Annotated in this window: 19 protein-coding genes; 10 read left to right on the top strand and 9 right to left on the bottom strand. The window is 73.2% G+C overall.

Annotated elements, in window-relative coordinates; genetic code table 11:
• Genes ACFXPX_RS00720 through ACFXPX_RS00710 form a run of 3 tightly spaced genes read right to left on the bottom strand, consistent with a single transcriptional unit; the run spans position 1 to position 3,102 of the window.
• Positions 1-210 (bottom strand): hypothetical protein, encoded by a 210-nt coding sequence (locus ACFXPX_RS00720; RefSeq protein ID WP_380526270.1) that lies wholly within the window; start codon positions 208-210, stop codon positions 1-3.
• Positions 211-266: 56 nt separating this feature from the next.
• Positions 267-2,726, bottom strand: a complete 2,460-nt coding sequence (locus ACFXPX_RS00715) for an HAD-IC family P-type ATPase (RefSeq protein ID WP_380638922.1) — start codon at positions 2,724-2,726, stop codon at positions 267-269.
• 52 nt (positions 2,727-2,778) lie between these two features.
• Positions 2,779-3,102 (bottom strand): DUF2530 domain-containing protein, encoded by a 324-nt coding sequence (locus tag ACFXPX_RS00710; protein ID WP_375888574.1) that lies wholly within the window; start codon positions 3,100-3,102, stop codon positions 2,779-2,781.
• 203 nt (positions 3,103-3,305) lie between these two features.
• Here ACFXPX_RS00710 and ACFXPX_RS00705 point away from each other — a divergent pair, with 203 nt between their 5' ends.
• Complete coding sequence (locus tag ACFXPX_RS00705) at positions 3,306-4,760, top strand: NCS2 family permease (protein ID WP_380526266.1); 1,455 nt, start codon at positions 3,306-3,308, stop codon at positions 4,758-4,760.
• Positions 4,761-4,818: 58 nt separating this feature from the next.
• Here ACFXPX_RS00705 and ACFXPX_RS00700 read toward each other — a convergent pair whose 3' ends face one another.
• The gene (locus ACFXPX_RS00700) at positions 4,819-5,268 is read right to left on the bottom strand and encodes a VOC family protein (RefSeq protein WP_380526264.1); all 450 of its coding nucleotides are present in this window, start codon (positions 5,266-5,268) and stop codon (positions 4,819-4,821) included.
• A 131-nt stretch (positions 5,269-5,399) separates the two neighbouring features.
• Here ACFXPX_RS00700 and ACFXPX_RS00695 point away from each other — a divergent pair, with 131 nt between their 5' ends.
• Complete coding sequence (locus ACFXPX_RS00695; protein ID WP_375888566.1) at positions 5,400-6,323, top strand: DUF4231 domain-containing protein; 924 nt, start codon at positions 5,400-5,402, stop codon at positions 6,321-6,323.
• A gap of 194 nt (positions 6,324-6,517) precedes the next feature.
• Positions 6,518-8,227 (top strand): hydrogenase maturation protein, encoded by a 1,710-nt coding sequence (locus ACFXPX_RS00690; RefSeq protein WP_380638920.1) that lies wholly within the window; start codon positions 6,518-6,520, stop codon positions 8,225-8,227.
• A 148-nt stretch (positions 8,228-8,375) separates the two neighbouring features.
• Here the strand turns inward: ACFXPX_RS00690 and ACFXPX_RS00685 are convergent, their stop codons facing one another.
• Together ACFXPX_RS00685 and ACFXPX_RS00680 are read right to left on the bottom strand one after the other, a co-directional pair.
• A complete protein-coding gene (locus ACFXPX_RS00685; protein ID WP_380638918.1) occupies positions 8,376-9,206 on the bottom strand; it encodes an MHYT domain-containing protein in 831 nt (276 codons plus the stop codon).
• 293 nt (positions 9,207-9,499) lie between these two features.
• Positions 9,500-9,967, bottom strand: coding sequence for a VOC family protein (locus ACFXPX_RS00680; protein ID WP_380638916.1), 468 nt, complete (start codon positions 9,965-9,967; stop codon positions 9,500-9,502).
• Positions 9,968-10,089: 122 nt separating this feature from the next.
• Between ACFXPX_RS00680 and ACFXPX_RS00675 the strand changes: the two genes are divergently transcribed.
• Both ACFXPX_RS00675 and ACFXPX_RS00670 read left to right on the top strand, forming a co-directional pair.
• Positions 10,090-10,524: a MarR family winged helix-turn-helix transcriptional regulator gene (locus tag ACFXPX_RS00675; protein ID WP_375888556.1), complete on the top strand. Its 435-nt coding sequence runs from the start codon at positions 10,090-10,092 to the stop codon at positions 10,522-10,524.
• Positions 10,525-10,888: 364 nt separating this feature from the next.
• Positions 10,889-12,178, top strand: coding sequence for an MFS transporter (locus ACFXPX_RS00670; RefSeq protein ID WP_380638951.1), 1,290 nt, complete (start codon positions 10,889-10,891; stop codon positions 12,176-12,178).
• A gap of 63 nt (positions 12,179-12,241) precedes the next feature.
• On the opposite strand, the gene ACFXPX_RS00665 is transcribed toward ACFXPX_RS00670, so the two are convergent.
• Complete coding sequence (locus ACFXPX_RS00665) at positions 12,242-12,760, bottom strand: GNAT family N-acetyltransferase (RefSeq protein ID WP_375888550.1); 519 nt, start codon at positions 12,758-12,760, stop codon at positions 12,242-12,244.
• 46 nt (positions 12,761-12,806) lie between these two features.
• On the opposite strand from ACFXPX_RS00665, the gene thpR reads away from it, so the two are divergent.
• A complete protein-coding gene (gene thpR, locus ACFXPX_RS00660; protein ID WP_380521907.1) occupies positions 12,807-13,394 on the top strand; it encodes an RNA 2',3'-cyclic phosphodiesterase in 588 nt (195 codons plus the stop codon).
• Positions 13,395-13,673: 279 nt separating this feature from the next.
• Here the strand turns inward: thpR and serC are convergent, their stop codons facing one another.
• Both serC and ACFXPX_RS00650 read right to left on the bottom strand, forming a co-directional pair.
• Positions 13,674-14,798, bottom strand: a complete 1,125-nt coding sequence (gene serC, locus ACFXPX_RS00655; RefSeq protein ID WP_380399203.1) for a phosphoserine transaminase — start codon at positions 14,796-14,798, stop codon at positions 13,674-13,676.
• Between the two features lie 151 nt (positions 14,799-14,949).
• Positions 14,950-16,050: a citrate synthase 2 gene (locus ACFXPX_RS00650; RefSeq protein WP_375888543.1), complete on the bottom strand. Its 1,101-nt coding sequence runs from the start codon at positions 16,048-16,050 to the stop codon at positions 14,950-14,952.
• Positions 16,051-16,467: 417 nt separating this feature from the next.
• On the opposite strand from ACFXPX_RS00650, the gene pdxH reads away from it, so the two are divergent.
• The 4 genes from pdxH to ACFXPX_RS00630 all read left to right on the top strand — a co-directional run bounded on the left by pdxH (position 16,468) and on the right by ACFXPX_RS00630 (position 22,866).
• On the top strand, positions 16,468-17,100 hold the full coding sequence (gene pdxH, locus ACFXPX_RS00645; RefSeq protein WP_375888851.1) for a pyridoxamine 5'-phosphate oxidase: 633 nt from the start codon (positions 16,468-16,470) through the stop codon (positions 17,098-17,100).
• 111 nt (positions 17,101-17,211) lie between these two features.
• A complete protein-coding gene (locus ACFXPX_RS00640) occupies positions 17,212-18,570 on the top strand; it encodes a TIR-like protein FxsC (RefSeq protein ID WP_380638914.1) in 1,359 nt (452 codons plus the stop codon).
• Entirely contained in the window at positions 18,567-22,451 is a 3,885-nt protein-coding gene (gene fxsT / locus ACFXPX_RS00635) for an FxSxx-COOH system tetratricopeptide repeat protein (RefSeq protein WP_380638912.1), read from the top strand. Before ACFXPX_RS00640 ends, fxsT begins: the two co-directional genes overlap by 4 nt.
• Before the next feature lie 226 nt (positions 22,452-22,677).
• Entirely contained in the window at positions 22,678-22,866 is a 189-nt protein-coding gene (locus ACFXPX_RS00630) for a hypothetical protein (protein WP_380638910.1), read from the top strand.
• The last annotated feature ends 4 nt before the right edge of the window (positions 22,867-22,870 follow it).

Genomic DNA, 22,870 nt, shown 5'->3' with positions numbered 1-22,870 from the left:
TCAGCGGTCGCGCGGCCTGAGCCGCAGGTAGACGGTGGTGGTGACGGTCAGCCAGACCGCGCCGAGCGTCACCACCGCCGCCGTCTTCACCGCGGGCGTCGGCCGGACCGTCAGGCCGACGCCCGCCATCGCCAGCGCCGCCAGCCCGGCGGCCAGCAGCCCGCCCAGGAAGGCGATGAACGCCTCCAGATCCCCGCCCCTGCGTGCCATCGGGCACCCCCTCTCGGGGAAATGCTAAGGGTGCCGACGGGGGCGGGGCGGGCCGGTCACTCCATGCCGCGGCGCTTCATCCAGGCCCAGGCGCACTCCAGGACGATGCCGCAGACCACCGCGATGGCCACGCCCGTCCACGGGTCGCGCTGCCCGACCAGGGAGAGCTCGAAGAAGTTCGACAGGAACGGCACCAGCAGCACCAGCGCGAAGGCGAGGCCCATGGTGCCGATCAGCAGCAGGCGCCACCAGTTGTACGGGCGGGCGACGATGGCGAGCACCCAGATGGCGATCAGGAAGAGCGTCAGGGTGGCCACGCTGGTGTCGGCCCTGAGGTCGGTGGCGTGGTCGGAGCGGGCCAGCGCGTAGGCGACGAAGGTGCCGGTGCCGGCGATCGCGCCGCCCGGGATCGCCAGCCGCAGCACCCGCTTCACGAAGCCGGTGCGGGCCCGCTCGTTGTTGGGGGCGAGGGCGAGGAAGAAGGCCGGCACGCCGATGGTGAGGGTGGACAGCACGGTGGAGTGCCGGGGCAGGAACGGGTACGGCGAGTGGGTGAAGATCACCAGCAGCGCCAGCAGCACCGAGTAGACCGTCTTCACCAGGAACAGGCCCGCGACCCGCTCGATGTTGCCGATCACCCGGCGGCCCTCGGCGACCACCGAGGGCAGGGTCGCGAAGGAGTCGTTCAGCAGCACGATCTGGGCGACCGCCTTGGTGGCGTCCGAGCCGGTGCCCATCGCCACGCCGATGTCGGCATCCTTGAGCGCCAGCACGTCGTTGACGCCGTCGCCGGTCATCGCCACGGTGTGGCCGCGGGACTGCAGCGCCCCGACCAGCTCGCGCTTCTGCTGCGGGGTGACCCGGCCGAAGACGCTGGTCCGGTCGGCGGTCTCGGCGAGCTGCTCCGGGTCCTTCGGCAGGGTGCGGGCGTCCACCGGGCGGTCCGCGCCGGGCAGCCCGAGGTGGCCGGCCACCGCGCCGACCGAGACCGCCGCGTCGCCGGAGATCACCTTGGCCCGGACGTTCTGGCCCTCGAAGTAGCGCAGGGTCTCGGCGGCGTCCGCGCGCAGCCGCTGCTGGAGCACCACCAGGGCCAGCGGGGTGAGCCCGGCGGCCGGGTCGGGGGAGTCCAGCGGGACGGGCGTGCGGCCCAGCAGCAGCACCCGCAGGCCCTTGGCGCCCAGCTCGTCCACCTCGGCGAGCGCCGGGTGCCCGGCGGGCAGCAGCACGTCCGGGGCGCCGAGCAGCCAGCTGGCCTCGCCGCCCTGGGGCTCCAGCAGCTGCACGCCGCTCCACTTGCGGGCCGAGGAGAAGGGCATCGCCTCGATCACCCGCCAGCCGTGGCCGCCCGGGCCGGCGCCGTCGCCGCGCCCGTACGCGTCGATCACGGCCTGCATGGACGGGTTGGGGCGCGCGTCGGCCCCGGCCATCACGGCGAGCGCGTGCCGGACGGTGTCCCGCTCGGGCGGGGCGGAGCCGCCGTCGGCGATCAGCCGCAGGTCGACGACGTCCATGCCGCCCTCGGTGAGGGTGCCGGTCTTGTCCAGGCAGACGGTGTCCACCCGGGCCAGGCCCTCGATCGCCGGGAGCTCCTGGACCAGGCACTGCTGGCGGCCCAGCCGGATCACGCCGATCGCGAAGGCCACCGAGGTCAGCAGCACCAGGCCCTCGGGGACCATCGGCACGATGCCCGCCACCATCCGGCGCACCGCCTCGCGCCAGTCGCGGCCCTCCACGGCCAGCTGGCTGATGATCAGTCCGATCGCGGTGGGGATCAGCAGGTAGGTGATGAACCGCAGGATGCTGTTGATGCCGCTGCGCAGCTCCGACTTCACCAGGGTGAACTTGCTGGCCTCCTCGGCCAGCTGGGCCGCGTAGGCCTCCCGGCCGACCCTGGTGGCGGTGAACGCGCCCGCGCCGGCCACCACGAAGCTGCCGGACATCACCTGGTCGCCGGGCTGCTTGAGGACGGGGTCGGGCTCGCCGGTGAGCAGCGACTCGTCGATCTCCAGGCCGTCCGCCTCGGTCACCTCGCCGTCGACGATCACCTTGTCGCCGATGCCGAGCAGCACGGTGTCGTCCAGGACGATCCCGGAGACGGTGATCTGCTGGACGGCGCCGTCCCGGCGGACCTGCGGTCTGGCCTCGCCGATCAGGGCCAGGCTGTCCAGGGTCTTCTTGGCGCGCAGCTCCTGGAAGATGCCGATCGCCGTGTTGGCGACGATGACCAGCCCGAACAGGCCGTCCTGGATCGGTCCGACGACCAGGATGATCCCGAACATGATGCCGATGATGGCGTTGAAGCGGGTGAAGACGTTGGCCCGGACGATCTCCTCGGTCGACCGGCTGGACCGTACCGGGACGTCGTTGACCTGCCCGTTCGCCACCCGTTCGGCCACCTCGGCGGCCGTCAGGCCGCCGCGCCGGCCGGGCAGCAGCCCGAGCGGGTGCGCTCCGTCGGGATGGTCTCCGCCGGTCGGCTGCTGCTCTTCCGCGGGCTGGGCAGGCTGCGTCATGGCACCGACTCTACGGGCGCCTTATGTCCGGTGCGTGCTACTAAAGGACTATTCAGTCCGACTGGGTGGCAGGGCCGGTGCCGTCCCCGGTGCTGCCACCGGCGCCGCCGTCCGCCTGCGGTGCGGCGGCCTCGGCGGCGCGGCTGCGGGCGATCGCGTCCCGGCGGGCGCGGCAGTACCAGAGGCCGATCAGGCCGAGCAGGCCGCCGGAGAGGCAGATCCACGGCCAGGTGCCGTGGCCGTGGTCGGAGAGGGTGCCCTGGAAGGGGAGCAGGGCGACGAAGGCGACGAACCACAGCACCGTGCCCGCGCCGACGATGGCGACGTCATTGGCCTCCAGCGGAGGGGGCGAGGGGTGCAGCGGCGTCTTGGGCATGGGGCCTAGCGTACGGTGCGCGGGGGCTCCCGGGGCGGTGGGGGCTCCGAGGGGTGCGGCGGTGCGCCAGGTCGGCCAGGGGCGGGCTCTACGCGCGAAGATAGCGCGTGTGCGACCGGGAAACCATACTTGAGGGTCCACGCCCGGCCGCCGTCGCCACGGGCGTTCCCCCCCTCCTCAGCTCCCCCACAGAGGACGCACGCATGCCTGTGGTCCAGCCGACCACCGAGTCGCCCGAACCCGCGGAACCCGCGCCCCCCACCAGCGCCCTGGACCGCTACTTCAAGATCAGCGAGCGCGGCTCCAGCCTGCCGCGCGAGATCCGCGGCGGTGTCGCCACCTTCTTCACCATGGCGTACATCCTGGTGCTGAACCCGATCATCCTGGCCAGCGCCACGGACATGACCGGGGCCCACCTGGACAGCGCCCAGCTGGTCACCGCCACCGCCCTCACCGCGGGTCTCACCACCCTGCTGATGGGCGTGATCGGCAACGTGCCGATCGGCCTGGCCGCCGGACTCGGCGTCAACACCATCGTGGCGCTCCAGCTCGCGCCCAGGATGACCTGGCCGGACGCCATGGGCATGGTGGTGCTGGCCGGCTTCGCGATCATGCTGCTGGTCGCCACCGGCCTGCGCGAGCGGGTCATGAACGCCGTGCCGCTCGGCCTGCGCAAGGCCATCGCGATCGGCATCGGCCTGTTCATCAGCCTGGTCGGCCTGGTCGACTCCGGCTTCGTCAGCCGCATCCCGGACGCCGCCCACACCACCGTCCCGCTGCAGCTCGGCGGCAACGGCCACCTGCTCGGCTTCCCCGTGCTGGTCTTCGTCTTCGGCCTGCTGCTGACCCTGGTCCTGGTCATCCGCAAGGTGCCCGGTGCCATCCTGATCAGCATCGCGGCCTCCACCGTGCTCGCCCTGGTGCTCGACAAGGTCGCCGACGTGCCGGCGCTCAAGTGGGGCCTCACCGTCCCCACCTGGCCCGGCAACCCGGTGGCCGCCCCCGACTTCGGGCTGGTGGGCAAGGTCAGCCTGTTCGGCGGGTTCGAGAAGGTCGGCGTGCTCACCGGCGTGCTGTTCGTCTTCACCGTGCTGATGTCCTGCTTCTTCGACGCGATGGGCACCATCCTCGGCGTCGCCGACGAGGCCCACCTGCTGGACGAGAAGGGCGACCTGCCGGGCATCAACAAGATCCTGATGGTCGACGGCATCGCCACCGCGGCCGGCGGCGCCACCTCCGCCTCCGCCAACACCTGCTTCGTCGAGTCCACGGCCGGCGTCGGCGAGGGCGCCCGCACCGGCTTCGCCTCGATCGTCACCGGCCTGCTCTTCGTGGTGGCGCTGTTCCTCACCCCGCTCGCCACCATGGTCCCCGCCCAGGCCGCCACCCCGGCCCTGGTCACGGTCGGCTTCCTGATCCTGGCCAACTCGATCAAGGAGATCGACTGGGCGGACTACACCATCGCGATCCCGGCCTTCCTGACCATCGTGATGATGCCGTTCACCTACTCCATCACCAACGGCATCGGCTTCGGCTTCATCGCCTTCTGCGTGCTGCGCCTGGCCGCCGGCCGCGGCCGCAGCGTCCCGGTGCCGCTCTACGCGGTGGCGGCGGTCTTCGCCTTCTACTACCTGATGCCGGCCTTCGGCCTGCTCTGACGGCCGCCCGGCCCGTAGGGCCCTCCCCGCCACGTGCGGGGAGGGCCCTACGGCTTTCTCAGTGCACGCAGAACTCGTTGCCCTCCGGATCGTGCATGACCGTCCAGGCGCCGCCGGGCTCGGCGACCTCGTGCAGGACGGCGGCGCCGAGGGCTTCGAGGCGGGTGACGGTGGCCGCGCGTTCGCCCGGGCCGGGGTGGACGTCGAGGTGGAGGCGGTTCTTGCCCTCCTTGGGCTCCGGGACGGCCTGGAACAGGATCCGGCGGCCGAGGCCGGTGTCCGAGGCGGGGTCGTACGGGTCGTCCGGGTGGCGGACGGCGGCGAGGGTGCGCCAGGCGGGGCGGCCGTCGGCCTCGGTGAGGGCGTCCGGGGTGATCGCGCCGGCCTCCAGCAGGCGGGCGATCAGGGCGGTGTGGTCCTCGACGGTGTAGTCGAGGGCGGCGCCCCAGAAGGCGGCCTGGCGGTGCGGGTCGGTGCAGTCGATGACGAGCTTCCAGTGCAGCGGCATGTAACCGGTTCTACCGGTTACCGGCCGGGGGTAGCAATCACCGGCGGTCGGAAGGTGTCAAAAAGGCGACCGTGTAGGGCAGTTGGCGGCGGGAATACTGGCTGGACGGAGACGGGGAGGGGACTCAACCGATGGTGCAACAGGATCCGCCCGGGGGCGTCGAGGCGCGACTGCTGCCGGAACTGTTCTGGCGGGCGGACAAGGCCTCGCTGGACGGACAGCGCGAGACGCTCCGCTGGCACCGTGGACTGATCGCCATGCTGGTGGTCGCCGCGCTGATCGGCTCGCTCCCGGGCCCGGACCACAAGGGCGACGGCGATATCAAGCCACTGTTCTCGGTGGCCGCCTTCCTGATCGCCGGCTACTTCTGGTCCCGGCTGCGCCGCGGCAACCCGCAGGGCCGGTGGTACGAGGCGCGGGCGGCGGCCGAGTCGGTCAAGACGCTCGCCTGGAAGTACAGCGTGCGGGCCCGGCCGTTCGGCGGCGAGGCCGACTCGCCGGACGCCGACCGCGGCTACCTGCTCCAGGTCGAGGACGTGCTGCGGGCCTTCGAGGACCCGGAGATCGTGCCGCCCGGCAGCGTCCCGGAGATCACCGAGGAGATGCGCCGCTCCCGGGCCGGCAGCCTCACCGCCCGGCGCACCCTCTACCTGCGCACCCGGGTCGAGAGCCAGCGGACCTGGTACCGCTCCCGGGCCGAGTCCTGCGAGTCCCAGGCGGTCTCCTGGGGGCTCGGCATCGCGACGCTGATCATCATCGGTGCCGCCGCGGCGATCGCCCAGGCCACCGGCGCCCTGGAGGTGCACATCTTCGGGGCCAGCTCGGCCGCGGCCGCCGCGATCATCGCCTGGACCCAGCTCAAGCAGCTGCGCCCGCTGGCCGCCGCCTACCAACTGGCCGCGCGCGAGCTGGAGAACGTCGGCAACCAGCTCTCCGACCTCGACCTCAAGACGCCGGACGCCGAGGAGCGCTGGGCCCGGCTGGCCGCCGAGGCCGAGGACGCCGTCTCCCGCGAGCACACCACCTGGCGGGCCCGCCGGGCCTTCCCCCGGTAGCTCCGGCCGGACGGCGCGCCAGTCCAACTCCGGGGAGGGGCTGGGGAGATCCGGCGAAGCGGGGCCACGCCGGGGGCACAGGTGTGCGGGGAGGGTGAGAGTGGGGCGCCGAGGCACGGAACGTGACCATTACGTGTCCATGCCGTGGTTTCATCGCCTCCGCGCGACCCGCAGTCCCTGCCCGGAGGCCCCCTGTGCGCATTCTCCTGATCGCCACCGCGTTCAACAGCCTGACCCAGCGCGTCCACACCGAGCTGCGCGAGCGCGGCCACCAGGTCGCCGTCCAACTCGCCCTCGGCGACGAGCAGATGCGAGAGGCGGTGGCCCGGGTCGACCCGGAGCTGATCGTCTGCCCGATGCTCACCAAGGCCGTCCCGGCGGACATCTGGTCCACCCGGACGGTCCTGATCGTGCACCCGGGCCCGAAGGGCGACCGCGGCCCCTCCTCGCTCGACTGGGCGATCACCGGGTCCGCCCGGCACTGGGGCGTCACCGTGCTGCAGGCCGTCGAGGAGATGGACGCCGGCGACATCTGGGCCTGCGTCGAGTTCCCCGTCCCCGACCGCGGCAAGAGCGAGCTGTACCGGGGCGAGGTCGCGGACGCCGCCGTCGAGGCCGTCCTGCTGGCCGTCCAGCGGTACGAGGGCGGGCTGTTCACCCCCGAACCGCTCGACTACGCCCGCCCCGACGTACGCGGCGAACTGCGGCCCCTGCTGCGCCAGGAGACGCGTCGGATCGACTGGCAGCAGGACGACACCGCCACCGTGCTGCGCAAGCTGCGCGCCGCCGACTCCCAGCCCGGCGTGCTGGACGAGCTGTACGGGCGGGAGTTCTTCCTGCACGGCGGCCACCCCGAGGACGAACTGCGCGGCCCCGAGCCCGGCGCCGTGCTCGCCACCCGGGATGGCGCGATCTGCCGGGCCACCGTGGACGGCGCGGTCTGGATCCCCCAACTGCGCCCGCGCCGCACCCCGGGCGGGCCGGTCACCTTCAAGCTGCCCGCCGCCACGGTGCTCGCCGACGAGCTGCACCGGGTCCGCGAGGTGCCGGTGACCCCGGAGCAGGCCGCCCGCCGGGACACCTGGTCGGAGCTGCGCTACCACGAGGACGGCGAGGTCGGCTTCCTCGAATTCGCCTACGCCGGCGGGGCGATGGGCACCGAGCAGTGCCGCCGGCTGCTGGCCGCCTACCGCGCGGCCGCCGACCGGCCCACCTCGGTGCTGGTGCTGGGCGCGCCCCGGGACTTCTACTCCAACGGGATCCACCTCAACGTCATCGAGGGCTCGGCCTTCCCGGCGCTGGAGTCCTGGGAGAACATCAACGCGATGGACGACCTGGTCGAGGCGGTCCTGACCACCGACGACAAGCTGACCGTCGCCGCGCTGGCCGGCAACGCGGCGGCCGGCGGACTGATGCTGGCCCTGGCCGCCGACGAGGTGTGGTGCCGGGAGTCGGCGGTGCTCAACCCGCACTACCGGCTGATGGGCCTGTACGGCTCCGAGTACTGGACGTACACCCTGCCCGCCCGGGTCGGCGCCGAGCAGGCCGAGCGGCTCACCACCGAGGCGCTGCCGGTCGGGGCCGCGCACGCCCGCCGGATCGGCCTGGTGGACCGCACGGCCGGCGGGGACGCGGCGGAGTTCCGCCGCTGGACGGCCCGGGAGGCCGCCCGGCTGGCCGGCTCGCCGGAGCTCACCGGGCGGCTGGTGGACAAGAAGCGCCGCCGCGCCGAGGACGAGGAGGCGAAGCCGCTGGCCGCGTACCGGGCGGAGGAACTGCGCCGGATGCACGGCAACTTCTACCGGGCGGGCGAGCCGTACCACGCGCTGCGGCGGGACTTCGTGCGCAAGGCCTGCCCGGCGGCCACGCCGGAGCACCTGACGGGGCTGCTCGGTCGGCCCTGAACCCCGGTGCGGCGGTGGGGCGGTGGCCGCCGGCGCGGCGGTGAAGCGGTGACGCCCGGCCGGGGTGGGGGACCCGGCCGGACGTCCGTCGTGGGGCCGCCCGCGACTCGGCGCGGCGGCCCGGCTCGGCGCCGGGCGGCGGTGCCGCTCAGCGGCGGCTGCCGGCGGTGCGGCTCAGCGGCTGCCGCTGCGGCGGGACGCGGGGCGTCCGCGGGGGCAGCGGGGCGGCCGGGCCGACCAGCAGCGGCTGGATGCTGGGCTTGCTCGGGGAGACGGCGAAGGCCAGCGAGCCGAAGAACACGTAGCAGCCGAGCCCGACCCCGAGCGGGAAGATGAACTGCAGTGCCATCACCCCGCCCTGGGTCGAGTGCGAGGCGTCGAGGCGGACCGAGAGCGCCGCCATGCCGGTGTAGTGCATCGCGCAGACCGCCACGCCCATCACCGGCGCCGCCGCCAGCACCGCGAGGGTGCCGCGGATGTTCAGCGCGGCCCAGAGCGCGGCCGTGGCGGCGAACACCGCGATGCCGATCGAGAGCCCGACGGTGACGTGGTCGTAGCCGAGCCGGCCGGGCAGCACCATCGCGGCCATGCCCAGGTAGTGCATCGCGGCGACCCCGAGCCCGGTGGTCAGTCCGCCGACCAGCAGGGACAGCACGGGGTGGCCCCGCCAGTACCCGACGGTGAACAGCCCGATGCCGACCACCGCGACCGCGACCAGCAGGCTGAGCACGGTGAGCCCCGGCTGGTAGGTGATCTCGGCGCCGGTGACGGAGAAGCCGAGCATCGCGATGAAGTGCATGGACCAGATGCCGGCGCCGAGCGAGGTCGAGGCGAAGAGCAGCCAGACGGCGCGGCTGCGGCCCGTCGAGACCAGTGCCCAGCGGGCGCTGCGCAGGGCGACGAAGGCACCGAGGCAGGCGACGAAGTACGAGACCGCCGGTGTCACCCAGCCGTGGTCGGCATGATGGATCTCACCCAATTGAGCTCCCTGGACGAGGGGTTGAGGGCGCCAGGGTTCGGGCGGAGGCGGCCGACGGGGGACCGGGAACGGGTGGGACGCGCGCGCAGACGGGCACGGAGGGGGCTCCGCCGAGGGGAGACCTGGCGTGGTGATGCCCCTGACAACCCGGGACAGTAACCACTGCCCGGTGGTCGCACAAGGTTCGCGCTTTTCGTGAAGTCCCAGGTCAGGAAGGACCTTTACGCGGTCTGCAAGATCTCGGCACCAAGCCCTGACACCGCCTGCGCACGGCCTCCGGGCGGCTTGGTGCGTTACTCCAGCGGGGCCAGCCCGAACGGGTGCCCGGCCGGGTCGATCAGCACCTTGAGCGTGCGGCCGTGCTGGTAGCTCGGCTCGGTCGCGCCGAGCGCGAGGGCCTTCGCGGTGGACTCCTCCAGGTCGTCCACGTAGAAGTCGAGGTGGAAGTGCTTGCTGCCGTCCGGCTCGGTCCACGGCTCCGGGCGGTAGCCCGCCACCCGGCCGAAGCCCAGCGGGCTGCCGCCCTCCGGGTTGTCCAGGATCGCGAAGCGCTCGTCCACGTGACGGGTCTCCCAGCCCAGCAGCTCGCCGTAGAACGAGGCCAGCGCGACCGGGTCGGCGCAGTCGATGGTGACCATGGCGAGCCGGGCGAAGCCGGAGTCGTCCGGCGCGGACTGCACGGACTGCGCCGATCGCTCGGACTGCGCCGGCCGCACGGACTGTGCGGATTGCGCGGGTTGCTCGGAGGCGAGGTCGGACATGTCTGGTCGGCCCTTCCGGGAGGCGGGAACGATCACCCCTCACCAATATGGCACCGGGCCGATCCTCCGGCGCGGTGGGAACCCGTTTTTCTTTAGCGAGAGTAATGACGTAAGCTAAAGAGATGCCCGAGATGTCCGAGCCGGACCTCGCAGCGATCTCACAGCTGCGGTCGTCCACGATGCGCCTCTCCCGACGACTCAAACACCAACGGGTGGAGGAGTCGCTGAGTCCCACCGAGATGGGAGTGCTGGGCACCCTCGCCCGGTGCGGGAAGGCGACGCCGGGTGAGCTCGCCCGGAAGGAGCACGTGCAGCCTCCTTCGATGACCAGGATCGTCGCGATGCTGGAGGAGAAGGGGCTGGTGCGGCGCGAGCCGCACCCCGAGGACCGCCGCCAGGTGGTCGTCAGCAGCACCGAGCAGGCCGAGACGATCCTCGCGGAGAGTCGTCGGCGCCGAAACGTCTGGCTCGCCGAGCTCGCCCAAGGGCTCGACGACGAGGAATGGGCCGTCCTCAGGGAGGCCGCGCCCGTGCTCTACAAGCTCGCCCACCTGTAACTCGTACAGATCGAGGCACACCGACCCCGGCCGGCCGCCGGGAGGAGAAGGAGCCCGCATCACCGCAGGACCGACCACCGTTACCAGGAGCGCGACGGCCCCCGCCAGGGCCGTCGCGCCGCGAGGGGAGACCACCGTGACACCGCCGGCCGCAGCCAGCGCCGCCGCCCGTACCGACGACCCGACCAACGACCCCGCCGCGGACCGCACCGCGGCCGCCGACGCCCAGGCCCCCGCCCCCAGCGGGCTGCCCGGCAGCGGCGACGACGACCCCGACGAACGCACCGCGGCGCACCCCGCCGCTCAGCGCCGGACCCACCCGGCCGCATCTCCCACAGGAGCCCGCTTCACCAGGCCCGGGGGGATGTTCTCCTCCCTGCGCGTTCGCAACTACCGCTACTACTTCGCCGGCCAGGTGGTGTCCAACACCGGCACCTGGATGCAGCGGATCGCCCAGGACTGGCTGGTCCTGAGCCTCACCGGCAGCCCGCTCGCGGTCGGCATCACCACCGCCATGCAGTTCCTGCCGATGCTGCTGCTCGGCCTGTTCGGCGGTGTGCTCGCCGACCGGATGCCCAAGCGCCGACTGCTGATCTGCACCCAGGGCGCGATGGGCCTGCTCGCCGCCGGCCTGGCCGTGCTGACCGTCGGCGGCGTGGTGACGCCGTACTACGTGTACGCCTTCGCCCTGCTGCTCGGCCTGGTCACCGTGGTCGACAACCCGACCCGGCAGGCCTTCGTGTCCGAGATGGTCGGCCCCAAGGACCTGGCCAACGCCGTCAGCCTGAACGCCGCCAACTTCCAGACCGCCCGGCTGGTCGGCCCCGCCGTCGCGGGCCTGCTGATCGCCGCGGTCGGCAGCGGCTGGGCGTTCGCCGTCAACGCGCTGTCCTTCGCCGCCGTGATCGGCGGACTGCTCGCGATGCGCGAGTCCGAACTGCGCCCGACCGAGCCGATCGCCCGCGAGAAGGGCCAGCTGCGCGAGGGCCTGCGCTACGTGAAGGAGCGGCCCGAGCTGCTCTGGCCGATGGTGCTGGCCGGCTTCATCGGCACCTTCGGGTTCAACTTCCCGACGCTGCTCGCCGGATTCGCCCACGACACCTTCAAGGTCGGCGCCGGGCAGTACGGCCTGCTGAACACCATGATGGCCGTCGGCTCGCTGGCCGGCGCGCTGCTCGCCGCCCGCCGCGGCGCGCCCCGGCTGCGCCGGCTGGTCGGCGCGGCCCTGGCCTTCGGCGTCCTGGAGGTGGTCGCGGCCCTCGCGCCCGACTACTGGACCTTCGCGCTGCTGCTGACGCTGATCGGGGTGTTCGGGCTGAGCTTCAACACCTCGGTCAACTCCATGCTGCAGCTGTCCACCGACCCCGAGATGCGCGGTCGGGTGATGGGCCTGCTGGTGCTGGTCTTCACCGGCGGCACGCCGATCGGCGCCCCGGTCGTCGGCTGGGTCACCGCCTCGTACGGGCCCCGGCTGGGCCTGCTGGCCTGCGGCGTGGTGTCCGCGCTGGCGGCCGGCGCGGTCGGCCTGGTACTGGCCCGCAGCGCGGACCTGCGGGTGCGGTTCGACCTGCACCCCGGTCGCGGCGGGCGCGTGGTGGCCGTCGTGCCGCGGCACGTCCCGGCCCGCACGTCGGAGCTGGCCACGGCCTGCTGACGGCTCGTCAGGACGCCTCGGGGCTCGACCCCCGGGCGTCCTGACGCTGTGTCAGGATCGGATTCAGAGCCGGATCTCCAGCACCTGGCCGAGCCAGGTGCCGGTCGGCTGCTCGACCTCGAAGCCCGCGGTCTCGGTGAAGCCGAGCGCCCGGTACTGGCCGACCAGCTTGCGGTCGTCGCCCGCGTAGCAGTCCACCCGCAGCAGGTCGAGGCCGCGCCGGCGGGTCTCCTCGACCGCGTCGGCGATCAGCGCCGCGCCGATGCCGGAGCCCTTGAGGCTGCGGTCGGTGACCAGCAGGCGGACGAACAGCTCGGGCTCCTCCGAGACCGGGACGAACTTGCCCCGCTGCTCGGCCAGCACGCAGCAGCCGATCGTGCGGCCCTCGTCGTCCACCGCGATGCGGACCAGGAACGACTCCCCGGTGTACGAGGCGACCTGGTCGACCCGGGCCTGGTCGGTGCTGAACGGCCGGTCGCCCCACTGGCCGGTGCGTTCCCCGGCGGCCAGCCAGGAGACGGCGCCGTCGAGCAGGGACAGGATGTCGGGGACGTCCGCGGGCCCTCCGTTGCGGATCTTCATGGAAAACCGTTCTACACCGAACGGCCGGGCGAGGGAAGCTTGGATCATGAGACTGTTCGTCGCGGTCCTGCCGCCCGCCGAGGCACTCCAGGGGCTCTCCGACGCGGTCGCGCCGCTGCACGGGCTGCCCGGGGCGGACCGGCTGCGCTGGACCGCCGTCGAGGGCTGGCACCTGACCCTGGCCTTCCTCGGCCAGGTACCGGCCGAGCGGCTGCCGGAGCTGGAGACCGCCCTGGCGGCCGTCGCCGGGGCGCACCCGGCCCACCCGCTGCGGATCGCCGGCGCCGGCCGGTTCGGCGACCGGGTGCTCTGGGCCGGGGTCGAGGGGCGGACCCGGGCGCTGCGCGGGCTCGCGGAGGCCGTGGCCGGGGCCACCGCCGAGTTCACCGGGGAGGCCGACGCCCTCGCCTTCCACCCCCACCTCACCCTGGCCCGGGCCGGCTCCTCGCGCGGCCACCGGCGGGCCGCCCAGCGGGTCGCGGCGGCCGAGCTGGAGGGGCCGGCGGCGGCGCTGGCCGGCTACCGGGGGCCGGAGTGGGAGGCCGCCGGGCTGCACCTGATGAGGAGCGACCTGGCCGGGGGGTTCGCCCACTACGAGTCGCTGCGCTCCTGGGCGCTGGCCGACTCGGGCTGAGGGGGTCGAGGGGTGAGCTCTGAACAGGGCCTCGGATTCGCGCGGGTGCGAGCCGGAGGTACGCTCGTTGACCGTGGATCCCAAGACTCGAATGCGCATCGTCTCCGGCACCCTGGTGCTGCTGCTGGTCGTCGTGCTGATCAGCTCGTTGTCCGGCAAGTAGCCCGGGCCCGAACGGCCCGAGTGGACTGAACGGTCCGAGCAGCCCGAACGGCCCCGGAAAGGCGAGAGGGCCACCGCCCGCAGGCGGTGGCCCTCAGCCGTGTCCCTCGGGGCGGCTCAGCCGGCCAGCTGCTCGACCACGTGGTCGATGCAGTGGGTGAGCGCCTCGACGTCCGCCGGGTCGATCGCCGGGAACATCGCGACGCGCAGCTGGTTGCGGCCCAGCTTGCGGTACGGCTCGGTGTCCACGATGCCGTTGGCACGCAGTGCCTTCGCGACCGCGGCGGCGTCCACCGACTCGTCGAAGTCGATGGTGCCGACCACCTGGGAGCGCTCGGCCGGGTTCGCCACGAACGGGTTCGCGAAGGAGGACTTCTCGGCCCAGGCGTACAGCCGGGACGAGGAATCAGCCGTACGGGCGACGGCCCAGTCCAGCCCGCCGTTGCCGTTGATCCACTCCAGCTGGTCGGCCAGCAGGAAGAGGGTGGCGAGCGACGGGGTGTTGTACGTCTGGTCCTTCGACGAGTTGTCGATGGCCGTCGGCAGCGAGAAGAACGGCGGGATGTAACGGCCGGAGCCGGCGATCTCGGCGGCGCGCTCCAGGGCGGCCGGGGAGAAGGTGGCCAGCCACAGGCCGCCCTCGGAGGCGAAGGACTTCTGCGGGGCGAAGTAGTAGACGTCGGTCTCGGTGATGTCCACCGGCAGGCCGCCGGCGCCCGAGGTGGCGTCCACCAGCACCAGCGAGCCCTCGTCCGCGCCCGCCGGACGCCGGATCGGCATCGCGACGCCGGTCGAGGTCTCGTTGTGGGTGAGGCCGTAGACGTCCACGCCGGCCTCGGCGACCGGCAGCGGGTGGGTGCCCGGGGCGGTCTTGATCACCGTCGGCTCGGCCAGCCACGGGGCGGCCTTGACCGAGGAGGCGAACTTCGAGGAGAACTCGCCGAAGTCCAGGTGCTGGGACTTCTCCCGCACCAGGCCGAAGGCGGCGATGTCCCAGAAGGCGGTGGAGCCGCCGTTGCCGAGGACGACTTCGTAGCCCTCCGGCAGCGAGAACAGGCTGCTCACGCCCTCGCGCACGCGCTTGACCAGGTTCTTCACCGGGGCCTGGCGGTGCGAGGTGCCGAGCAGGGAGGTCTGGGTGGCGGCGAGGGCACTCAGGGCCTCGGGGCGCACCTTGGACGGTCCGCAGCCGAAACGGCCGTCTGCGGGCTTGATGTCAGCGGGGATCTGGATCTGAGCCACGCGCGCAGCCTACCGGCGCGGGACTCGCCCGGGATACGGTCGTCCGCCCGCTGAGACTGTGATCTCCGTTGCTCGGGGGACGCCGACAGCGGGCCCGGACGGAGCCGGACCCGCTGGTCAGAGGCGTTTGTTCGGGTGTGCCGGCGCGGGGTCAGTGCGCGATGGCGTCCCAGCCCTCGATCTCCTCGGGGCGGCGCGGGCCGGGGCCGATGTAGCGCGCGGAGGGGCGCACGAGGCGACCGGTGCGCTTCTGCTCCAGGATGTGCGCCGACCAGCCGGCGGTGCGCGCACAGGTGAACATCGAGGTGAACATGTGCGCGGGGACCTCGGCGAAGTCCAGCATGATCGCGGCCCAGAACTCGACGTTGGTGGCCAGCACACGGTCGGGGCGGCGGTTGTGCAGCTCCTCCAGCGCGGCCTTCTCCAGCGCCTCGGCGACCTCGAAGCGCGGCGCGCCGAGCTCCTTGGCGGTGCGGCGCAGCACGCGGGCGCGCGGGTCCTCGGCGCGGTAGACGCGGTGGCCGAAGCCCATCAGGCGCTCGCCCTTGTCCAGCGCGTTCTTGACCCAGGCGGTCGCGTCGCCGGTGCGCTCGATCTCCTCGATCATGCCGAGCACGCGGGACGGGGCGCCGCCGTGCAGCGGGCCGGACATCGCGCCGACCGCGCCGGAGAGCGCGGCCGCGACGTCGGCGCCGGTGGAGGCGATGACCCGGGCGGTGAAGGTGGAGGCGTTCATGCCGTGCTCGGCGGCCGAGGTCCAGTAGGCGTCGACGGCCTTGACGTGCTTCGGGTCCGGCTCGCCCCGCCAGCGGATCATGAAGCGCTCGACGACCGTCTCGGCCTTGTCGATCTCGCTCTGCGGGACCATCGGCAGGCCCTGGCCGCGGGCGGACTGGGCGACGTAGGACAGCGCCATCACGGCGGCCCGGGCCAGGTCGTCGCGGGCCCGCTCGGCGGAGATGTCGAGGAGCGGCTTGAGGCCCCAGACCGGGGCGAGCATGGCGAGCGCGGACTGGACGTCGACCCGGATGTCACCGGAGTGCACGGGGATCGGGAAGGGCTCGGCGGCGGGCAGGCCGGGGTTGAACTTGCCGTCCACCAGCAGGCCCCAGACGTGGCCGAAGGAGACGTGGCCGACCAGGTCGTCGATGTCGACACCGCGGTACCGCAGGGCGCCGCCCTCGCGGTCGGGTTCGGCGATCTCGCTCTCGAACGCGACGACTCCCTCAAGCCCGGGTACGAAATCGGACATGCGACGGCTCCTTCAGTTCTGCGATCGGCGCTCCGCCGTGGTGGGGCGGCGCTCCAGTGACCGAATCGTGGTTGGCACTCGGTGCCAGAGTGACAGGCACGGGGTGCATTGCGCCATACACCACCGCGGTGATGTTTCCCGTGGGACCACTTGACTTCCCCGTCGAGGGTCGGTCGTGCCCGGGGGACTCCCGGAACCAAACGTCAAGTTCCGGACAATTCCCCGTACGGCGGGCAGTCAAGCGGTGGCGAGTCACCATATCTCCGACCGGGGTTTGTCCGGAGGTAGCGGTGCCGGTTGCTTGTCGTACGGGATGATGTTGGCGTGCAGACCCCGGAACGCGCCCAGTCGACGCCCCTGAGCCCCGCCACCCGGACCCCGGCCGACGAGCCCCGCCCCGGTCCGGACCCCACCGTGATGCGCAAGCACTACGTCCACGAGGGCCTGGCCGAGGACCAGCTCGCGCCCGAGCCGGTCGGGCAGTTCGCCCGCTGGTTCCACGAGGCGGACGACGCCGGGGTGGCGGAACCCAACGCCATGGTGCTCTCCACCGCCGACGAGCGGGGCCGGCCCAGCTCGCGCACCGTCCTGCTCAAGGGCTTCGACGTCCGCGGCTTCGTGTTCTTCACCAACTACGGCTCCCGCAAGGGCTCCGAGCTCGCCGCCAACCCGTACGCCGCGCTGCTGTTCCCGTGGATCGTGCTGGGCCGCCAGGTGATCGTCCAGGGCCCGGTGGAGAAGGTCGGCCGGGACGAGACCGCCGCCTACTTCCGCACCCGCCCGCACGGCTCCCAACTCGGCGCCTGGGCCAGCGAACAGTCCAGCCCGGTCGAGAGCCGCGCCGTCCTCGAACAGCGCTACGCCGACCTGGAGCGCCGCTACCCCGAGGGCGAGGGCGTCCCCGTCCCGCCGTTCTGGGGCGGCTACCGGGTCGTCCCGGAGGCGGTCGAGTTCTGGCAGGGCCGCGAGAACCGGCTGCACGACCGCCTCCGCTACCTCGCCGACCCGACGGCCCCCGGCGGCTGGCGGGTGGAGCGCCTCTGCCCGTGACCGCCGCGGCGCGGGGCGGGGCGGGTTCCTCGGCCGACTCCCTGCACAATCCGTCAACTCGTCGGTACTGTAGGCGAGATCGACGTATCAGGGGTTGTGGCCGGGGGTGCAGTGAGGCCGTTCTTCTTCTTCAGCTACGCGCACCGGGACCAGCTCGCCGGCGGTAGTTTCGTGGACCAGTTCTTCAGTGATCTCAGGGACGAACTGGCCCTCCTGGAGCCGGCGGCCGGTCCGGACGTGCTCGGCTACCGGGACACCGAACGGCTGCGGCTCGGCGACGACTGGGAGAAGCAGCTCTCCGGAACGGTCGCCACCTGCCGCACCCTGGTCGCGTTGTACAGCCCCGCGTACTTCGCCAGCGCGTACTGCGGCAAGGAATGGGCGGCGTTCAACGAACGGATGATCAGGCACCGCGACTTGACCGGCAGATCGGTGCCCGCCCTGATCCCGGTGATCTGGGAGCCGCCGTCCGCCGAACTGCCGGCCGAGGTGCTGCGGATCCAGTACCTCCAGCACGACCTCGGCGAGGCCTACGCCGCGGACGGGCTGCGGGCCCTGCTGCGCGCCGATCCGCGCGGGCCGGACTACCTCCGGGTGGTCCGGGTGATCGCCGAGCGGGTGCGGGAGTCGGCCGCCCAGTGCCTCGCCGAGTTGCCGTCGCTGGACCTCGGCAGGGTGGACGGCTGGTCCCGGGCGCCCGTCGAGGAGCAGCTGTCGGCCAGGCCCGGGCTGGTCCGGCTGTTCGTCGCGGCCGGGCGAGCGACGAGGGGTGACGGTCCGTCCGCGGAGCCCGCGGGCGGCGGATGGTACGGCCCGGAGCCCTGGGACTGGGCGCCGTACCACCCGCCGACCCTGCCCTCGCTGGTGGCCCGGGCCCAGCAGGTGATCACCCGGGCCGGGCACATCACGACCATGGACGAGATCGGCCCTGGCCTGGCCGGGGAGCTCGACCGGGCCCGGGAGGGCAATCAGGTCAGCGTGCTGCTGGTGGATCCGTGGTCGGCGGGGCAGGAACCGTACCGGCAGGCCCTGCGTGAGTTCGACGACCAGAACCACCCGGTGACCGGGGTCCTGCTGCCGGTCGGGACCGACGACCCGCCGGACGGGCCGGCCCGCGCACGGCTCTGGGAGGGGGTGCGCACGGTGTTCCCGCGCAACTGGTTGCACCGGTCCGGGCCGGAACCACTCTTCCGGGTGAAGGTGACCCGGGAACGTTTCGAAAGCGAACTCCTGCGGGCGGTGACGGTCGCCCAGAACCGCCTGTTGGACGAGGAGGACAACGGCGGTGACCCGCACACCGTCCGGGCTTCGTTCGGGCTGGAACCGGATGCGCCGAAACTGCCCGGCCTGGCCATTCCGGCCGGGCCGGTGCCCGCGGCCCGGCGACTGCCGGCGATCGAGACGCGGACGCCCGCCCTCCATCCGTTGCCCGTGGCCGACCGGCCGAGCCGAGGAGAGCTGCAATCGTGAACGCCGAACAGGCCTGGCCGACGACCGTCGAGCTCGCCGCCCCGCCCGTGACCGGGTCGATCGTGACCTTCTACTCCTTCAAGGGCGGCACCGGCCGGACCATGGCCCTGGCCAACCTCGGCTGGATCCTGGCCAGTCAGGGCCTGCGCGTCCTCGTGGTGGACTGGGACCTCGAAGCCCCCGGCCTGCACCGCTACTACCACCCGCTGCTGATCGACCCCGAACTGCGCGGGACACCCGGTCTGATCGACCTGCTCCGCGCCTACGTCGACCAGGCCCTCCCGCGTGTCACCGAGGCACCGGGCCTCGGGCCGCGCGAGTGGCTCTCCGCGCCCGGCCGGCTCGACGCCCACCTGTGCGGCCTGGCCCTCGACCTGCCGGCCGGCGGCCGCCTCGACCTGATGCCCGCGGGGCGGCAGGACGGCGCCTACTCGGCAGCCGTCACCAGCTTCAACTGGCGCAGCTTCTACACCCGGAGCGACATCCGGGGGGCCGAGTTCCTGGCCGCACTGCGCGAACAGTGGACCACCACGTACGACTACGTACTGATCGACAGCAGGACCGGTGTCAGCGACACCTCCGGGATCTGCACCGTCGTGCTGCCCGACACCGTGGTCGACTGCTTCACCCTGAGCGCCCAGAGCATCCGCGGCGGAGTCGACGCCGCACACGCCATCGTCGACGCCGACGTGCGGGACATCCGGGTGTTCCCGGTGCCGATGCGGGTCGAGGAGACCGAACGGTCCGGGCTCGCGGCCGGGCGCGACTTCGTCCGGGACGCGTTCGCGCCCTACCTGGGCCGCTGGCTCGGCAGTGAACGCGCGGACGCGTACTGGCGCGACGTGGAGGTGCCGTACAAGCCCTTCTACGCCTACGAGGAGGTGCCCGCCACCGTCGCCGACCGGCCCCGGCAGCACCGGAGTCTGCTCGGCGCGTACGAGCGGCTGGCGAGGTGGCTCACCGACGACCGGGTGCGGGAGCTGCGGCCCGTCCCGGACCGGGTCCGTCGCCGGCTCTACGCGGCCTACCTGCGGCCGGGGAGGACCAGGTCCCGTCAGCTGTACGTGAGTTACGCCCCGGGGGACCGGATGTGGGCGGAGTGGGCCGCCGCGGTGCTGACCGGGTGCGGCTATCTGGTCACGCTGCACGGTGCGGCCGTCCCGGCGGACGCCTCCGGCGCGCTTCCGGAGGCCGACGGGCCGCTGGAGGGGGACGGCCGGATGCTGGCGCTGCTGTCGCCCGAGTACCTGGCGCTGCCGCGGGCGGCGGAGCTGTGGCGCCGGTTCGGGGAGGGGGAGGACGGCGCGCTCGCGGTGGCGTCGGTGGCCGCCGAACCGCTGCCGGAGCCCTTCGGCGGGCGGGCCGTCCTCGAACTGGCCGGCCTCCGGGCCGGAGCCGCGGAGTCCGCGCTGTTCGAACTGCTCGGGCCGCCGCCCGGAGCGGGCCGCTGGGTGGAGGCCGAGGAGGCGCCCGCGCCGCCCGCCCGCTTCCCCGACGTCCGTCCGGTGGTGCAGGCGCTGCCACCGCGCGATCCCGCGTTCACCGGCCGCAGCGCACTGCTCGACCGGCTGCGCGACCGCTTCACCGGGCGGACCGGGCCGGCCCCGGTCCAGGTGCTCTACGGCATGGGCGGGGTCGGCAAGTCGCAGACGGCCACCGAGTACGCGCACCGCTTCGCCGCCGGCTACGACGTGACCTGGTGGATCCGGGCCGAGGAGCCGGCCGACGTTCCGCAGCAGCTCGCCGACCTCGCCGCCGCCCTCGGGGTGCCCGTCGGGGAGGACCTGGGCCGGGCGGCCCGCGCGGTGCTGGCGGCACTCGACGAGGGGCGGCCGTACGAGCGCTGGCTGCTGGTCTACGACAACGCCGAGGACCCGGACCGCCTCGCGCCCTGGCTGCCCGCCGGAACGGCCACCGGCCACGTGCTGGTGACCTCGCGCAATCGGCGCTGGGCGCGGCACCCCGGTCGCACCGAGGTCGACGTGTTCGACCGGACGGAGAGCGTGCGGCTGCTACGACGGTTCAACCCCGCGATCCGGCCGGACGAGGCGGAGCCGATCGCCGAACGGCTGGGGGACCTGCCGCTCGCCGTCGACCAGGCGGCGCGTTGGCTCCAGGAGACCCCGATGCCGGCAGCGACCTACCTGCACCTGCTGGACGGGGCGCTCGCCGAGGTGCTGGACCGGCCCGTCCCGGGAGGCGGCCCGGCGGCGATCGCCGCCACCGCCCGGATCGCCGGCGCCGACCTGCGCCGGATCAACGCGCCGGCGATGCGGCTGCTGGAACTCTGCGGTTTCCTCGGGCCGGACGCCATCCCGATCGAGCTGTTCTACACCGAACCGGCCGTCCGGGCGATCCGGCCGGCGCCCGGCGGGGACGGACAGTTGGTGATCGGGGAGATCCTGCGCGCCGTCACCCAGTACGGCCTCGTCCGCCACGACGCGGAGGGCGGCGGAACGCTCGCCGTGCACCGGATCGTCCAGGCGCTGCTGCGCGACCAGGTGGCCGAGGCCGACCGGTCCGCCGTCCGGGCCGTCGTGCACGCGGCGCTGGCGACCGTCGGCCGCGGCGACGTGGACCGGGCGGAGGACTGGCCCCGGTTCGCCGCGGTGCTACCGCACCTGGGACCGTCCGGAGCGGTGGAGAGTACGGACCCGCAGGTGCGGCGGTGGGTCACCGCCTCGGTCCGCTACCAGCGCCACCGGGGCCTGCTGGACGATGCCCGCGAGCTCGCCGAGCGGGCACTGGCGGTCTGGGGCGCCGAGGATCTGACGGGACTGATGCTGCGCGTCGAGCTCGCCAACGTGCTGCGGATCGCGGGCGCCGGAGCGGAGGCCTACCGGACCGACCGGGAGGCGTGGGAACGGCTGACCGAACTGCTCGGGCCCGACCACGCCCACACCCTCGCCGCGGCCGGCGGCCTCGGCGGCGACCTGCGCCAACTCGGCCGCTACGACGAGGCGCAGGCGCTCGACCGCGCGACGGAGGAGACCGCGGAGCGGGTCCTCGGGCCGAACCATCCGCGCACCATGATGAGCCTCAACAACCTGGGTGTCTCCGACTTCCTGTCCGGGGACCTCGAAGCTGCCCTGGAGCACCACTCGACCGCGATGGCACGACAACGGGCGGCCTTCGGCGAGGACGACCTGTACCCCCTCCAGTCCGAGATCAACCGGGCCCGCGTCCTGCGCGAGGCGGGCCGGTACGAGGAGGCGAGGGCGGCGCTCTCGAGCGTCGTCGAGCGCTCCCGGGCGCGCTACGGCGACGACCACGACGACACCCTCAAGGCCCTGCGCCTCCTCGGCGGCGCCCTGCTGCGGCTCGGCCGGCACGAGGAGGCCCTGGCCGCCGACGAGGAGGCCCACCGGAGGCTGACGGCCCGGCACGGTGCGGATCACCCGGAGACCGCGGCCGCCGCCGGGAACCTCGCCGCCGACCTCGCCGCGTCGGGCCGGACCGGGCGGGCGGTGGAGCTGGCCCGGTCCGTGTTCGAACACCACCGCGCCCGCCTCGGCGAGGACCACCCGACCACCCTGGTCGCCGCCGGGAACCTCGCGGCCCTGCTGCTGCGGGACGGCAGCGCCGACGAGGCGGCGGCGCTGTCCGGGCAGGTGCTGGACGGACTGCGGGCACGGCTGGGAGAACGGCACCGCTACGTGGGGGCGGCCCTGCTGAACCGGGCCAACGCGCTGCTGGCCACCGGCGACCAGGTGGGCGCCCGGGAACTGGACGAGCTCGCGGTGGAGGCGCTCACGGAGTCGTTGGGGCCGGACCACCCCGACACCCGGGCGGCCAGGGGCAACCTGACCCTGAGTCGGGCGGGCGCCGGGGCACCGGGCGGCGGGCGGGCGGACGTTTTCACGGAGGCGCCGCCGGCGTGATCGGCGTCCGACCTGGTGAACGGGCTGTGCGCCGGTCAGGTGTCTGCGCGCGACCGCCGAACGGATGAACTTTTGGCGAGACGCCGCAGCGTGATGCGGGTATGGGGCAGTTAGAGCGGTGTAAGGACGCATCGGGACTTGCAAGCGAGCAGTACCCTTGCGACCAAGCCGAGGTATATACCCGGCGGTGCTTCTCTCTAACCCCCATCGTGGAAGAGAATCGAACATGACACCCGCACTGGACACCATGCCCCACGCCGAACTGATGGACCTTCAGGCGACGTGGGAGGACGGGCGGCCTTCATTGGCCGATCTTGCCGAACTCGGCGCCGAGGAGATCTCTGCCAGGATCCGACGAGCCCTTCCCGACGCCGGGGCGGGTGTGCCGGTCGCGGCCTTCAACTCCTCGATCTGACCCG

The organism is Kitasatospora sp. NPDC059146 (genome assembly GCF_042786665.1).
Taxonomy (GTDB): domain Bacteria; phylum Actinomycetota; class Actinomycetes; order Streptomycetales; family Streptomycetaceae; genus Kitasatospora.
The sequence above is the reverse complement of the archived record's forward strand: the minus strand, read 5'-3'. Positions and strand labels throughout refer to the sequence as shown.